The sequence below is a fragment of the Rosenbergiella gaditana genome (genome assembly GCF_018494065.1).
Lineage (GTDB): Bacteria > Pseudomonadota > Gammaproteobacteria > Enterobacterales > Enterobacteriaceae > Rosenbergiella > Rosenbergiella gaditana.
In genome coordinates this window covers 65,215-80,046 of record NZ_JABBFR010000010.1, presented here as the reverse complement: position 1 = coordinate 80,046, position 14,832 = coordinate 65,215, and the positions used below count along the sequence as shown (strand labels likewise).

Annotated in this window: 12 protein-coding genes and 1 pseudogene; 8 read left to right on the top strand and 5 right to left on the bottom strand. The window is 46.9% G+C overall.

Going from position 1 to position 14,832, the window contains the following annotated elements; translation table 11 throughout:
- Window positions 1–122: 122 nt before the first annotated feature.
- Window positions 123–1,946 (bottom strand): ribosome-dependent GTPase TypA, encoded by a 1,824-nt coding sequence (typA, locus tag HH682_RS08965; RefSeq protein ID WP_214237232.1) that lies wholly within the window; start codon window positions 1,944–1,946, stop codon window positions 123–125.
- Window positions 1,947–2,392: 446 nt separating this feature from the next.
- On the opposite strand from typA, the gene glnA reads away from it, so the two are divergent.
- The 3 genes from glnA to glnG all read left to right on the top strand — a co-directional run bounded on the left by glnA (window position 2,393) and on the right by glnG (window position 6,376).
- Window positions 2,393–3,802 (top strand): glutamate--ammonia ligase, encoded by a 1,410-nt coding sequence (glnA, locus tag HH682_RS08960; protein ID WP_214237231.1) that lies wholly within the window; start codon window positions 2,393–2,395, stop codon window positions 3,800–3,802.
- A gap of 101 nt (window positions 3,803–3,903) precedes the next feature.
- Window positions 3,904–4,953, top strand: coding sequence for a nitrogen regulation protein NR(II) (glnL, locus tag HH682_RS08955; RefSeq protein ID WP_214237230.1), 1,050 nt, complete (start codon window positions 3,904–3,906; stop codon window positions 4,951–4,953).
- Between the two features lie 7 nt (window positions 4,954–4,960).
- The gene (glnG, locus tag HH682_RS08950) at window positions 4,961–6,376 is read left to right on the top strand and encodes a nitrogen regulation protein NR(I) (RefSeq protein ID WP_214237229.1); all 1,416 of its coding nucleotides are present in this window, start codon (window positions 4,961–4,963) and stop codon (window positions 6,374–6,376) included.
- 32 nt (window positions 6,377–6,408) lie between these two features.
- On the opposite strand, the gene hemN is transcribed toward glnG, so the two are convergent.
- Both hemN and yihI read right to left on the bottom strand, forming a co-directional pair.
- Complete coding sequence (gene hemN / locus HH682_RS08945) at window positions 6,409–7,782, bottom strand: oxygen-independent coproporphyrinogen III oxidase (protein WP_214237228.1); 1,374 nt, start codon at window positions 7,780–7,782, stop codon at window positions 6,409–6,411.
- Window positions 7,783–8,002: 220 nt separating this feature from the next.
- Window positions 8,003–8,506, bottom strand: a complete 504-nt coding sequence (gene yihI / locus HH682_RS08940) for a Der GTPase-activating protein YihI (protein ID WP_214237227.1) — start codon at window positions 8,504–8,506, stop codon at window positions 8,003–8,005.
- A gap of 446 nt (window positions 8,507–8,952) precedes the next feature.
- Here yihI and yihA point away from each other — a divergent pair, with 446 nt between their 5' ends.
- Window positions 8,953–9,582: a ribosome biogenesis GTP-binding protein YihA/YsxC gene (gene yihA / locus HH682_RS08935; RefSeq protein ID WP_214237226.1), complete on the top strand. Its 630-nt coding sequence runs from the start codon at window positions 8,953–8,955 to the stop codon at window positions 9,580–9,582.
- Window positions 9,583–9,651: 69 nt separating this feature from the next.
- On the opposite strand, the pseudogene spfP reads toward yihA, so the two are convergent.
- Window positions 9,652–9,699: pseudogene (spfP, locus tag HH682_RS16210) on the bottom strand (small protein SpfP).
- A gap of 374 nt (window positions 9,700–10,073) precedes the next feature.
- On the opposite strand from spfP, the gene HH682_RS08930 reads away from it, so the two are divergent.
- From HH682_RS08930 to HH682_RS08915, 4 genes are all read left to right on the top strand, one after another.
- Window positions 10,074–11,414 carry a carbohydrate porin gene (locus HH682_RS08930; RefSeq protein WP_214237225.1) on the top strand — a complete coding sequence of 447 codons (1,341 nt, stop codon included), beginning with the start codon at window positions 10,074–10,076 and terminating at the stop codon, window positions 11,412–11,414.
- 97 nt (window positions 11,415–11,511) lie between these two features.
- Window positions 11,512–12,099, top strand: coding sequence for an NUDIX hydrolase (locus tag HH682_RS08925; protein WP_214237224.1), 588 nt, complete (start codon window positions 11,512–11,514; stop codon window positions 12,097–12,099).
- Window positions 12,100–12,210: 111 nt separating this feature from the next.
- Window positions 12,211–12,486, top strand: a complete 276-nt coding sequence (locus HH682_RS08920) for a DUF4282 domain-containing protein (RefSeq protein ID WP_214237223.1) — start codon at window positions 12,211–12,213, stop codon at window positions 12,484–12,486.
- Between the two features lie 144 nt (window positions 12,487–12,630).
- Window positions 12,631–13,575, top strand: coding sequence for a sulfonate ABC transporter substrate-binding protein (locus HH682_RS08915; RefSeq protein WP_214237222.1), 945 nt, complete (start codon window positions 12,631–12,633; stop codon window positions 13,573–13,575).
- Window positions 13,576–13,659: 84 nt separating this feature from the next.
- Here the strand turns inward: HH682_RS08915 and ssuD are convergent, their stop codons facing one another.
- Window positions 13,660–14,808 carry an FMNH2-dependent alkanesulfonate monooxygenase gene (gene ssuD / locus HH682_RS08910; protein ID WP_214237221.1) on the bottom strand — a complete coding sequence of 383 codons (1,149 nt, stop codon included), beginning with the start codon at window positions 14,806–14,808 and terminating at the stop codon, window positions 13,660–13,662.
- Between the last annotated feature and the right edge of the window lie 24 nt (window positions 14,809–14,832).

Sequence of the window (14,832 nt, the reverse complement as noted above, 5' to 3'; positions counted from 1 at the left end):
ATTTTGGAAAATTGATCGACTTTTGCGCACAGCGATAAGCAGTCTATATATAGGTAAGGCAAAAAAAAACCTGAACCAGAAAAGTCTGGTCCAGGTTTAGCTTAATGCTCAGAAATTGAGGATTAAGACTCTTTACCACCACGCGATGCACGCTTACGGTCATTTTCAGTTAAATGACGCTTACGGATACGTACAGAGACTGGCGTCACTTCTACTAATTCATCATCATCGATGAACTCAAGCGCTTGCTCAAGACTCATTTTGATAGCTGGAACCAGTGTCGTCGCTTCATCAGTACCTGATGCACGCATGTTAGTCAGTTTCTTACCGGTTAAGCAGTTAACTGTCAGGTCATTTGAACGTGAGTGAATACCAATGATTTGGCCTTCATACACTTCCGCACCGTGACCTAAGAATAACTTACCGCGGTCTTGCAGGCTGTACAGAGCAAATGCGACGGCTTTACCTTGACCGTTAGAAATCAACACACCATTTTGACGTTGGCCGACTTCACCTGGACGGACATCGTCGTAGTGGCTGAAGGTTGAGTACAGTAAACCTGTACCTGAAGTCATGGTCATGAATTCGTTACGGAAACCGATTAATCCACGGCTAGGAATAACGTAGTCTAAACGTACGCGTCCTTTACCATCTGGATCCATATTTTTCATGTCGCCTTTACGCTCACCCATAGCTTGCATCACAGAACCTTGGTGTTGTTCTTCGATGTCTAGGGTAACGTTTTCGAATGGCTCTTGTTTACGTCCATCAACTTGACGGAAGATAACTTTAGGACGAGATACTGCCATCTCGAAGCCTTCACGACGCATGTTTTCGATCAGTACAGACAGGTGAAGTTCACCACGTCCTGATACACGGAAAGCATCAGCATCTTCAGTTTCTTCAACGCGTAAAGCAACGTTATGTACCAGCTCTTTCTTCAGGCGGTCAAGAATTTGACGTGAAGTCACGTACTTACCTTCTTTACCACAGAATGGAGAGGTGTTAACACAGAAGAACATGGTTACGGTTGGCTCATCAACGCTTAGCGCAGGGAGTGCTTCAACTTTCTGAGTATCACAAATCGTGTCAGAGATGTTCAGTTCACCTAAACCAGTGATAGCAATGATATCACCCGCTTCAGCTAAATCAGATTCGATACGCTCTAGACCTAAATGGCCCAACACTTTACCGACTTTACCGTTACGCGTTTTACCTTCGCTATCAATCACCGTAACCTGTTGGTTAGGTTTGATTTTACCGCGTTTGATACGGCCGATACCGATAACACCTAAATAGTTGTTGTAATCAAGTTGCGAAATCTGCATTTGCAGCGCGCCATCTTGGTCAACATTTGGTACTGGTACGTGTTTCACGATCGCTTCATACAGTGGCGTCATATCTTCAGCCATGTCTGCATGATCATCGCCGGCAATCCCTTGGATTGCTGAAGCGTAGATGATTGGAAAATCTAATTGTTCATCCGTTGCGTCTAAGTTGACGAACAGATCGAAAACTTGGTCAACAACCCAATCAGGACGTGCGCCCGGACGGTCAATTTTGTTGATCACAACAATTGGCTTTAACCCGTGAGCAAACGCTTTCTTAGTTACGAAACGGGTCTGTGGCATAGGACCATCAATCGCATCAACGACTAACAGTACTGAATCGACCATAGACATAACACGTTCAACTTCACCACCGAAGTCGGCGTGTCCCGGGGTATCAACGATGTTGATACGGTAATCATTCCACTTAATAGCGGTGTTTTTTGCGAGGATAGTAATTCCACGCTCTTTCTCCAGGTCGTTGGAGTCCATCACACGCTCAGTCGCTTCAGTACGCTCGTCAAAGGTACCGGACTGTTGTAAAAGTTTGTCGACTAGGGTGGTTTTTCCATGGTCAACGTGCGCGATGATGGCGATATTACGCAATTTTTCGATCACAGCTTTGCCTCAGGCATTAGAAATAGCGCGCTATTGTACACGGATTAGGCGAAAGACTGAACACGATCACACGATTCACAGCCACTTTATGCAGTTTTTTTTTATCACCACGGTTTGATGACTTTTTTTGTGCAATTTCAGTGCAACATGGCTACTCTTTACCCATAACGCACCAATATAGATCATTGATATTGACGCAATTGCTTTTTATTGGTGCAATGCCCCATATTACGACAGCGGTAAAGTTGGGCCCAACTCGTCTCTGCTGGGGGTTTTCGGTGTTTTAGAAAAGTTGGCACGCTTTTCGCTTTAAGCATAATAAGCGAAAACGATAGCTAAAAAACGTTTTTAGGCGCTTGCCGGATTTCGGGTCAAAGGGTTAAGCCCTCGTAAGCATAATGCTTCCCATATCCCCCTACGATAATAGAGCTTTCAGGAGAGTAGATATGTCCGTTGAACACGTTCTCTCGTTGATGAACGAACATGAAGTCAAGTTTGTTGATCTGCGCTTTACAGACAGTAAAGGTAAAGAACAACACGTTACCATCCCTGCACACCAGGTGAATGAAGACTTCTTTGAAGAAGGTAAAATGTTCGATGGCTCATCCATCGGTGGTTGGAAAGGGATTAATGAATCAGACATGGTGCTGATGCCCGATTTGACTACCGCAGTGCTCGACCCGTTTTTCGAAGATCCAACGCTAATTATCCGTTGTGATATTCTTGAGCCAGGCACCCTGCAAGGCTACGATCGTGACCCGCGTTCTATTGCTAAACGTGCGGAAGACTTCTTACGCACCTCAGGTATCGCTGATACCGTCCTGTTTGGACCAGAACCAGAATTCTTCTTATTTGACGACATTCGTTTCGGTTCCTCCACCTCTGGCTCACATGTCGCCATTGACGACATTGAAGCGGCATGGAACACCGGTAAAGTGTACGAAGGCGGCAACAAAGGCCACCGTCCAGGTCTAAAAGGCGGCTACTTCCCCGTTCCACCGGTCGATTCTGCACAAGATATCCGTTCAGCCATGTGTCTAACCATGGAACAAATGGGCTTAGTCGTTGAAGCACACCACCATGAAGTGGCGACCGCAGGTCAAAACGAAGTGGCAACACGCTTTAACACCATGGTGAAGAAAGCAGACGAAATCCAAATTTATAAGTATGTGGTGCACAACGTTGCACACGTTTACGGTAAAACTGCGACCTTTATGCCAAAACCAATGTTTGGTGATAACGGTTCAGGTATGCACTGCCACATGTCTTTATCTAAAGATGGTAACAACCTGTTTGCTGGCGATAAATACGGCGGCCTGTCTGACATCGCATTATATTATATCGGCGGTATCATCAAGCATGCGAAAGCGCTTAACGCTTTAACCAACCCAACCACCAACTCTTATAAGCGTTTGGTCCCAGGTTACGAAGCACCGGTAATGCTGGCTTACTCTGCCCGTAACCGTTCTGCCTCAATCCGTATTCCAGTGGTTGCTAGCCCGAAAGCACGTCGTATCGAAGCGCGTTTCCCTGATCCAGCGGCCAACCCATACTTAGCCTTTGCTGCGCTGCTGATGGCTGGCCTAGACGGTGTGATCAATAAAATCCACCCTGGCGATGCAATGGACAAAAACCTCTATGATCTGCCTCCGGAAGAAGATGCAGAGATTCCAAAAGTAGCAGGTTCACTCGAAGAAGCGCTGAATGCCCTGAACGAAGACCGCGAGTTCCTGACCCGTGGCGGCGTATTTACCGACGAAGCTATCGATGCTTACATCGAATTACGTAAAGCTGATAACGATCGCGTTCGTATGACTCCACACCCGGTTGAATTTGAACTTTACTACAGCGTCTAATTTTCGTTTGTAGTGTGTTGCCGTGAAGTCTTAGCCCATCTTCGGATGGGCTTTTTTCTCAGTAGCCTTACCTGCGGGTCACCCCATTCTGGAGAGATGTAATGCTTAGCAATACCGCCTCAGATGCCGTGCAGATCCTTAATTCATTGATCAATTGTGTGCTCGTCGTCGACCATGAATTAGTGATTCATTATGCCAATCCGGCGGCGCAGCAATTACTCGCTCAGAGTTCACGTAAACTTTTTGGTACCCCCCTTCCAGAACTCACGGGGTATTTCTCCCTGAATGTTGAAGTGATGCATGAAAGCCTCAGCGTTGGACAAGGCTTCACTGATAGCGAAGTCACTCTGGTGGTAGATGGTCGAGCTCATACACTGGCACTGACGGCACAGCCTTTACCCGACCAACAGATCCTACTTGAGATGGCGCCAATGGATAATCAGCGTCGATTAAGTCAAGAGCAGCTGCAGCATGCACAACAAATCGCTGCGCGTGATCTGGTTCGCGGTCTAGCCCACGAAATTAAAAATCCATTGGGTGGCTTACGTGGTGCGGCACAACTGCTTTCTAAAGCCCTTCCTGACCCAGCGTTAAAAGAATATACCAACGTGATTATCGAACAGGCTGACCGTCTGCGTAATCTCGTTGACCGCTTATTAGGCCCTCAGCAACCAGGCATGCATGTCATGCAAAATATCCACCAAGTTGCTGAACGCGTGGTTAAGCTCGTGTCGATGGAATTACCCGAAAATGTCACCTTAGTGCGTGACTACGATCCGAGTCTTCCTGAGCTACAGCATGACCCCGACCAAATCGAACAAGTTTTACTGAATATGGTGAGTAATGCGTTACAAGCATTAGGTCGCGAGGGAGGCACCATTACCCTGCGTACCCGTACCGCCTTTCAGCTCACGCTCCATGGCACCCGCTACCGCTTAGTCGCGCAAATCGATATTGAAGATGATGGGCCGGGGATACCCACTCATCTGCACGACACCCTATTTTACCCAATGGTCAGTGGGCGTGAAAATGGCACCGGGTTAGGGCTCTCGATCGCACGCAGCTTGATTGACCAACACGCCGGTAAGATCGAGTTCAAAAGTTGGCCAGGCCATACTGAATTTTCAATTTTTCTCCCTATTCGCCAGTGAGGTTTCTATGCAACAAGGGATAGTTTGGATCGTCGATGACGATAGTTCCATCCGCTGGGTGCTTGAACGCGCACTGACTGGAGCCGGATTGGCGTGTACAGCCTTTGAAAGCAGTCACGACGTATTGGATGCTTTAGCAACCAAAACACCGGATGTCTTATTATCCGATATTCGTATGCCGGGTATGGATGGATTAGGGCTATTAAAACAAATCAAAAAACGCCATCCCATGCTGCCAGTCATTATTATGACCGCCCATTCCGATCTCGATGCGGCAGTCAGCGCTTATCAACAAGGTGCCTTTGATTACCTACCTAAACCTTTTGATATTGATGAGGCGGTGGCCCTAACGGAACGGGCGATCAGCCATTACCAAGAACAACAACAACCGCGCCATCAACAAAAAGATGGCCCGACAACCGATATTATTGGTGAGGCACCTGCTATGCAGGATGTCTTCCGTATTATTGGTCGGCTTTCCCGCTCTTCTATCAGTGTCCTGATTAACGGTGAATCGGGTACAGGTAAAGAGTTGGTGGCCCATGCGTTACATCGCCATAGTCCGCGCGTAAAGGCCCCCTTTATTGCCCTGAACATGGCCGCAATACCCAAGGATTTGATCGAATCGGAATTATTCGGCCATGAAAAAGGCGCGTTTACCGGCGCAGGGCAAGTACGACAAGGTCGCTTTGAGCAAGCGGACGGCGGCACGCTATTTCTAGATGAAATTGGTGACATGCCGTTAGACGTACAGACTCGACTGTTAAGAGTTCTGGCGGATGGGCAATTCTATCGCGTCGGCGGCTACGCGCCCGTGAAAGTGGATGTGCGGATTATCGCGGCGACTCACCAAAATCTTGAGCTACGGGTTCAAGAAGGTAAGTTTCGTGAAGACCTGTTCCATCGGCTGAATGTGATTCGCATCCATTTACCGCCGCTACGTGAACGCCGTGAGGACATTCCTCGCTTAGCAAACTACTTCTTGCAAACGGCAGCACGCGAGCTAGGAGTGGAAACAAAAGTCCTACATAATGACACGATTAATGCGCTCACCCATATGGCTTGGCCAGGTAACGTCCGACAATTAGAGAATACCTGTCGCTGGTTAACCGTGATGGCAGCGGGTCAAGAAGTGTTATTACAAGATTTACCGCCAGAGCTTTTTGATAACACCGTACCGAACGAAAATACCGCTACCCCATCGATCCCTGAAAGTTGGTCAGGATTACTGGCGCAATGGGCGCAACGCGCACTGCGTTCTGGGCATCAGGATCTACTATCTGAGGCTCAGCCCGAGATGGAACGTGTACTGTTGACCACGGCCCTACAACACACTCGAGGCCACAAACAAGAAGCCGCACGGCTACTGGGTTGGGGACGTAATACTCTCACCCGTAAACTGAAAGAGTTAGGGATGGAGTAAGGTTTAAGCGTGCTCAACCCTTTTGAGCACGCTTAGATCACACGTGAAAAGGCTTGCTGTTGCAAGCGCTGACGGGAATAGTGATCGAAACACAAACAGAGATGACGCACTAATAACCGACCTCTTGCCGTGACTTGTAAACGTTCTGACGTGAGAGTTAATAATCCATCCTCAATCATGGGGCTTAATAAGCGTAATTCTTCTGCGAAATAGTGCGTAAAGGGTTGCTGAATTCGCGATTCAACTTGGCGAATATCAAGCGAAAATTGACACATTAAAGCTTTGATGAGATCACGACGGAGCATATCCTCGGCACTCAGGCTTATCCCTCGGCATAACGCGCTACCGCTTTCTGCAAGACGTGTCGACCAGTCATTCAGCGTTTTCTCATTCTGACTATAGGTATCGCCCACCATACTAATTGCCGATACCCCTACGCCTAATAAATCAGTCTCACGTTGAGTGGTATACCCCTGAAAGTTTCTCTGTAATGTGCCAGCACGCTGAGCTCGTGCAAGTTCATCTTCTGGAAGAGCAAAGTGATCCATTCCGATAAACTGATAGCCGCCAGCCTGCAACTGATCGATCGTCTGTTGCAGTATCGTCAGCTTTTGCGCCGCAGTGGGGAGCTCCTGCGACTTAATTTTCCGCTGTGCGGCGAAGAGTTCAGGCATATGCGCATAATTAAAGACACTCATCCTATCCGGGCGTAATGCCAACACCCTATCAATAGTATGTCCAAAGCTTTCCGCCGTCTGCTGTGGTAACCCATAAATTAAATCGATGTTTGTTGAGGTGAAACCCAGCGTCTTCATTGTAGAAATCAGTTGTACAATCTGTGCCTCATCTTGCTCGCGATTCACTCGTCGTTGAACCACGGGATTGAAATCTTGCACCCCCATACTCAGGCGATTAAAACCAATACGACGTAAGGCCACCAACCGTTCGACCGGAAATTGACGTGGGTCCAGCTCAAGGGAGATCTCGGCTAATGCCTCAACGCTGAAAGCATCACGTACGACTTGCATTAACTCAGCCAATTGCGCATCACTGAGAAAGGTCGGCGTGCCTCCGCCAAAATGGATCTGCGTAAGCGTACGCTGCGTGAATAGCGTGGCACGTTGGCGAATTTCTGCGATTAACTGCTGCAAATACCGTTCAGCTTTCTCAGGATGACGCGTGACGACTTTGTTGCAGCCACAAAAATAACAAAGCTGATGGCAAAAAGGGATATGGAGATAGAGGGAAAGTGGGCGCGTCGGATAGCGATATGCCGCGACACGGAAATCCTCTTCAGTAAAGTGCGACGTAAATTCTAAAGCGGTTGGATAAGAAGTATAGCGTGGGCTAGAAGAGTTATATTTTTCAATCAGTGCCTGATCCCATTCGACGTCTTGCAGCAGCATGCTTACCTCTTACCTTGGCTTTACCGCCGCGCTTAACTCGCCGATTGCGAGAAAATAAACGTCGGTGCAGCACAGACTTTCTGTGCGACAAGCGTAAAAGTTTACTGACTATCCAGAATAGATAACAGGCGAATAATCCGGCAGGAATTGATCCAAGCCAATGCATTATCAATTAATCCTTCTGCTGAATGACAGGGAGCCAGCTCCCTGTCATTCCTACTCACTGTCCTTTCAACAAGCGGTACATGTCTTCTTCCGCTTCGTCGTCTTTCTCTTCATTATCAATATCAATACCCAGCAACACCATTAATTCTTCAATTCGGTCCAAACGCGCTTCGAGCCAGGTTTGGTCTTCGCCGCTCAGGGTATCACCTGCTTCTAAGCGGTCCAGTAACTGGTCTAAACGCGGATCATTTTCCAACATCCGTAATTCTTGTTGGCGGGTCATTTTCTCTGGTTCGGCGTGAACGTTAGTCACCGGTACAGCGGCCACTTTACCTTCGGCGACCAGAGGAACAGGCGTCTTGCTCCCGATACGTGGGTCACTCTTCTTCGGCGCTGCGTTGCCTTGTTGCTGAGTTGCTTTAGGATGGCTACGATTACCGGCTACATTGCCTTTAAGCTTACTTTTGCGTTTGCGGTCTCGGCCTTCAAGATTCAGTTCGGCGCGTGTTTTACGACGTTCCGTAGACTTGCTTTTGGTCGGTCTGGAAGGTTGCTTCATATTGTCAGTCTCAAGGAGGATTACTTCGATAGGTTCTGGGCGCGAATCTAGCAGAAACTTGGACAATAAAAAAGCGGTAACACTAAGGTTACCGCCCTTTCGTCCTTTTTTCGTATATCCCTTACGTTGATGTTCGCATCCCGATCCCTGAACAACGTTCCTCAAAGCCTTCCATTAGCGGCTAAACTGTAGTTCAAGAACCCAATAGTGCAAGGCAATATTAACGATAAATTTCACTATTTAATCATCCGTTTGATTTTTATTGATTTTTACCGAATATAGACTCCCAATAGCCAGTCTTTACTATAAAGAGGCAACTCTCTGTCCTAAGACCTAAAATTCCACGATACGCCCGCGTGCACGGCTATTACATAACAATGCGCGAAATCTAGGCAAAAGGTAGGTATACTCGCGGTTTATGCTGCTAAAATTATGTGGAGTTTGCTGTGCCGAGCTGGAATTATCACGTCACTCATTTTGTAACTAGTGCCCCGGACGTTCGTCATCTACCGGACGATACGGGTGCGGAAGTCGCCTTTGCAGGCCGCTCTAATGCCGGAAAGTCGAGTGCGTTGAATGCCTTAACCCAACAAAAAAGTCTTGCACGGACCAGTAAGACGCCGGGACGTACGCAACTCATCAACCTATTTCAAGTAGCAGACGGTATTCGCTTAGTGGATTTACCCGGTTATGGTTATGCCGAGGTACCAGAAGAAGTTAAACGAAAATGGCAAAAATCGCTGGGTGAGTATTTAGAAGTTCGTCAAGCCCTCAAAGGACTCGTAGTATTGATGGATATTCGTCACCCAATGAAAGAGCTCGATCAACAAATGGTCACTTGGGCGATCGCTAGCGAAATTCCTGTTTTAGTTCTACTGACTAAAGCTGACAAACTGGCCTCTGGCGCACGTAAAAAACAGTTAGCGATGGTGCGAGAAGCTAGCCTAGCCTTTATGGGGAATGTGCAAGTTGAACTCTTCTCATCATTAAAAAAGATGGGTATTGATAAGCTAAGCCATAAGCTAGATGAATGGTTTACAGAATACAGCGAACAGCAGGACGCTGCTGAGGAATAATCCCCTTTTCCCCTCTCCTAAACGAAAAAACGCCCCAGCGATAAACGAGATCGCTGGGGCGGCTAATTTCTAGCCTAATCCGATTACGTGAAGTAAAAGGTCTTAAAGATAGAACATCTTACCTCTGTACCCTACAAGGGAAAATGTACCCCAATTTTTATGAGTGGGAAAGCGCTTTTTTGGTTCAAAAATAGCCTTTTCAGATGATTAATACCGAATAGATCACATAAATACTCCTTATCCCTCGCATAAATGTTAAAAATATGTTTCTCAAATATCAAAAAAGGCGTATGCTCTGCCCCCGCTTTTTGAGACTTATTTTCTCCACTAATCCAGCCTAAGGAGTGCACCAATACTCACTTGCTGGTGAAGTCGCGCTTTTCGTGATCGAGGTCTAAAAGTACAAATATTTAATAAAATTGGCACTAATTTACACGTTATTCTGCGGTAACCTCTTCTGAGCGTTAACACCTTTTTTCGGGACAAAAATAATGAAAATAAAAAATAAATTTTTCTTACGTACACCTTCTTTCTTTGCACTGTCATTAGTCGCGGTGAGTTGCGCGAGCGCGTTACCGGCTGCGCAGGCGGCAGAACCTTTTAGTTATGACTCCGCTTGGATGCTCGGTGACTGGAACGGAACGCGCAGCCAATTAAAAGAAGAAGGCGTCGATTTCCAGGTTAACTACACCATGGAAAGTGCTGCAAACTTAGCAGGCGGCTACCGTTCCTCAACCACCATGCGCTATTCCGACCAATGGGCTTTTGGTGTTGATTTAGATCTTGAAAAACTATTAGGTTGGAACGACACCGAGTTCCAAATGACCATTACTGACCGTAATGGCCGTAACTTATCTGACGATGCTATCAGCCGTAATGGTACGCTCTCCTCAGTCCAAGAAGTCTATGGACGTGGGCAGACTTGGCGTTTAACTCAATTTTGGTTACGTAAACATTTCTTTGACAACTTAGTGGATGTTAAAGCGGGTCGCGTCACCGTGGGCGAAGACTTTGACACCATCGACAGTAAGTTCCAAAACTTAGCCTTTGGTGGCGGTCAGGCAGGTAACTGGCGCGGTGACCACTGGTACAACTGGCCAGTGTCTCAATGGGGAGGACGTGTTGCCATCAACATCACTCCTGACGTTTTCTTCCAAGTCGGTTTCTATAACCAAACACCTTACAACTATGACCGTGGCGATGGTTTCCGTTTTGAAGTCAGTCAAACGGAAGGGAACTTAGTCCCAGCAGAAGTTGTTTGGCATCCAACCTTTGGTCCAGATAACTTAAAAGGTAACTACCGTTTAGGTGGCTATTATTCTTCTGTACGTGACCAAGTCTATGGCTCATGGCGTAATGGTAATACCGATACAACTCATGCCTACGGTGGTTATTTACTGGCTCAACAACAACTTTTTGCGCAACCGGGCGGTAGCGATCGCGGCTTAACCTTAACGGCTCAAGCGGTGATGAACGACCATAAGACAGCGAAAATTGATAATTACCAATCGCTGACGCTAGTATGGAAAGGGTTAGCCGATGCACGTCCAGAAGATGAGATTGGTATTGGTGCATCACGTATCCACATCAACTCAAGCTATTCAACGATGCAACGTCGTGAAAACCGTTCTAACGGTGCTTATTACGATAGCAACCCAGCTTGGATCCCTATTCAGCATGGTTCCGAGTATGACTATGAAGTCTATTACAATATTCACGCAACCAACTGGCTACAAGTCCGTCCTAACCTGCAATACGTTGTCGCACCAGGTGCCGAGAGCGGTGTTAAAAATGCATTAGTCGGTGGTATTAGCGCCAATTTAAGCTTCTAAGTTTACTCTCCGTATCCGACACCATTGGATACGGAGATTCTCCTCTTGCCAGACTTTCCTTGAAGAGTTACCTTTTTTTCTCGACCAAGGAGGCACCATGTCTAGATCCCCCCGTTCAGTATCCATTATTAACGAACACACCCTTTCCGATGATTGGTATTCACTGAAAAAATATACGGTTGATTATCAGCGGGCAGATGGAAGCCGTCAGACCTACTGTCGTGAAGTCTATGATAAGGGTGATGGTGTGACCGTCTTCCTGTATCACCGCGCTCAGCAAACAATTATTTTGACTCGCCAGTTTCGCTTGCCGCTAAAGATCCAAGGTGAGTCCGGCTTACTGATCGAAACCGCGGCAGGACTGCTGGAGGGAGAAGATCCGATCACTAGGATCCGTGCGGAAATAGAGGAAGAGACAGGTTATCGTATCCAGCAGGTGACCAAAGTATTTGATGCATGGATGAGTCCCGGGGCCGTTACCGAAAAACTCCATTTCTTTATCGCCGAATATTCTCATAAAGACTGTATTCACTCTGGCGGGGGGGTATATGAAGAAGGCGAAGATATCGAAGTGCTAGAACTCCCTTTTCAACAAGCCGTCGAAATGATGCAAAGGGGGGAAATCAACGATGCGAAAACGATTATGCTATTACAGTATGCCATCATCAATAAACTCCTCGTCTGAGTAGAATACGCTATTCAGGATAATAAGAGCTTTGCTCACACTCTTCTCTTTTTCATTGCCGACTTATTAAATAAAAGTTAAGTTTATGTTTTATATCATGGAGAGAAGAGAATGCTTAAATCATTATTAAATTTCGACCAAATGATTACCCCTAAAATTATTACCATCATTTATTGGCTAGGGATTATTGGTGTCGTACTCGGTGGCTTAGCCGCAATGATTACCAGCCTATCTTTAGGGGGAAGTGTTATTGGCGGATTGTTTTCTGGGTTCTGCACCCTGATTTTCGGGGTGATTGGCGTACGTATTTCCTGTGAACTGATTATTCTCTCCTTTAATATTTACGGTAAGTTAAAAGAGATTGCCGATAATACTGCTGTAAAATAATACACTTACCGCTAATCGCCCTGTACGCCAACGGTTAGCGGCTAATCACATTAATAGATATCCTTTGTCTTTTTTCATAGTTACCCTGCTGCAGTAAAATTGCTATAGATATCAGTCTTTCCCACGCGCATAGCCGGAGTACTGATGAAAAAGATTTATACTTTAAGCCTCGTAGTGAGTAGCTTACTGATGGCCCCGACCATTAGCTCAGCTGAACAATCAGTGGTGACTATTGGTTATCAAAAAGCCAGTCTCTTCACTATTATAAAATCTCAAAATACCCTCGAAAAAAAATTTTCCTCACAAGGTGTAAAAGTGCGCTGGGTAGAGTTTCCTGCTGGGCCACAATTATTGGAAGGGTTAAATATTGGTAGTGTTGATATTGGTGCTACCGGCGATGCCCCCCCGATATTCGCGCAAGCAGCTAAAGCAGATTTAATTTATTTAGCGCATTCAGTGGCAAACCCTAAAAATGAAGCGATTGTTGTACCGGCAAATTCAGCCATCCATAGTGTTGCGGATCTAAAAGGAAAACGTGTTGCGCTAAATAAAGGATCCGATGTCAACTACTTGTTGGTTGCGGCATTACAACATGCCGGGCTGAGTTATAAGGATATTCAACCCGTCTATTTACCCCCTGCTGATGCGCGTGCAGCATTTCAAAAAGGAGCTGTCGATGCATGGGCGATCTGGGACCCTTACTATGCAGAAGTGAGCCAAGTCACTCATGCCCGTACTCTCACCACCGCCGAAGGATTAGTGCCACACTACTCTTTCTTCCTATCTAGCCGTAAATTTGCGGAGGGTTCTCCTAAGCTGGCGTTAGAGGTGGTGAATACCTTAAAAGAGAGTGGCCAATGGGCAAATAGCCATAAGGAAGAGACGGCAAAACTGCTGTCCGCTGCAACAGGTTTGAATATTGATTACTGGCATACGACGTTAGCCCGGCTTGACTACACCACCAAACGCATGACACCCGACGTATTTGCGCAACAACAGACGCTTGCTGATGCTTTCAGTAAAATTCATCTTATTCCCGGCCAAGTACAGGTCAACCGAGCAACGTGGTCACAAGACGCCAGTCACTAACGTATTGCTTTCACTCTTTGATGAATAAAAAACGCCGCTCAAGCAGGAAATGCTGAGCGGCGTTTACTTTAGGGCTTTATCAGCTTAACTGGCGCTGACTTGGCGCGGTAACTCGGTATTACCAATGGTTTCGCCGTGCGGGCCATGACGATGAGTCGCTTCGGCTGTCGAAAATAGAGGCATTACTCGTTCTGCAAACGACCAAGCCTCCTCTAAATGTGGATAACCTGACAGAATAAATTTAGTAATGCCTATCGCTTGGTACTCGCGGATCCGAGCAGCGACTTGTTGTGGATTACCCACTAACGCCGTCCCTGCTCCGCCCCGTACTAACCCAATCCCTGCCCATAAGTTAGGGGAAATCTCTAAATTATCCCGTGAACCACCATGTAATTCTCGCATTCTTGCTTGGCCAGTAGAGTCCATCCGCGAGAATATCGCCTGCGCGCGGGCTATCGTTTCATCATCCAAATGGGCAATCAGTTGTTCTGCCGCATGCCAAGCTTCTTGCTCGGTATCGCGGACAATCACATGTAGCCGAATACCAAACTCGACGTCACGCCCATTTTCCGCCGCTTTAGCACGAACTTTTTCGACTTTCTCTGCTACCTGTTCCGGCGGTTCTCCCCAGGTTAAATAGGTGTCGACATGCTCTGCGGCAACCTCGACAGCAGACTCCGAAGAACCGCCAAAATAAATAGGAGGGCCTTGGTCTTGATGGCTTGGAAAGAGCAGTTCCGCGTTCTCAACACGTAGTTGCTCGCCCTGATAACTGACTTTTTCACCTGCAAGTAAACGGCGATAGACATGTAAAAATTCGCGGGTCACTTGGTAACGTTGATCGTGACTTAAAAAAATCCCATCTCCCTTATTCTCCTCTGGGTCCCCACCGGTCACCACATTAATCAATAAACGACCTTGGGAGAGTCGATCCAAGGTACTGGTCATTCGTGCCGCCAATGATGGGGGTTGTAAGCCCGGACGAACGGCAACAAGAAATTTTAATTTCCGGGTTAATGGCGCTAACGCTGCCGCCACTAACCAAGAGTCCTCACAGCTTTTTCCTGTTGGGATCAATACGCCACTGTAACCCAAGTTATCGGCAGCTAGCGCGATTTGTTGTAAATAAGGGAGGTCGACCGTACGCCCCCCTTGCTGGGTCCCAAGATAATGTCCGTCGCCATGAGTGGGTAAAAACCAAAAGAAATCTGGGGAGTGCGTTATGTTATTCATCAATCATTACCTTAATCTGTTCTG

Bases quoted from the DNA above. Each gene is read 5' to 3' on its own strand.
- glnL (WP_214237230.1), top strand. From the start codon at position 3,904: ATGCTTAGCAATACCGCCTCAGATGCCGTGCAGATCCTTAATTCATTG.
- HH682_RS08920 (WP_214237223.1), top strand. From the start codon at position 12,211: ATGCTTAAATCATTATTAAATTTCGACCAAATGATTACCCCTAAAATT.
- ssuD (WP_214237221.1), bottom strand. From the start codon at position 14,808: ATGAATAACATAACGCACTCCCCAGATTTCTTTTGGTTTTTACCCACT.
- yihI (WP_214237227.1), bottom strand. From the start codon at position 8,506: ATGAAGCAACCTTCCAGACCGACCAAAAGCAAGTCTACGGAACGTCGT.
- HH682_RS08915 (WP_214237222.1), top strand. From the start codon at position 12,631: ATGAAAAAGATTTATACTTTAAGCCTCGTAGTGAGTAGCTTACTGATG.
- HH682_RS08930 (WP_214237225.1), top strand. From the start codon at position 10,074: ATGAAAATAAAAAATAAATTTTTCTTACGTACACCTTCTTTCTTTGCA.
- glnG (WP_214237229.1), top strand. From the start codon at position 4,961: ATGCAACAAGGGATAGTTTGGATCGTCGATGACGATAGTTCCATCCGC.
- glnA (WP_214237231.1), top strand. From the start codon at position 2,393: ATGTCCGTTGAACACGTTCTCTCGTTGATGAACGAACATGAAGTCAAG.
- hemN (WP_214237228.1), bottom strand. From the start codon at position 7,782: ATGCTGCTGCAAGACGTCGAATGGGATCAGGCACTGATTGAAAAATAT.
- HH682_RS08925 (WP_214237224.1), top strand. From the start codon at position 11,512: ATGTCTAGATCCCCCCGTTCAGTATCCATTATTAACGAACACACCCTT.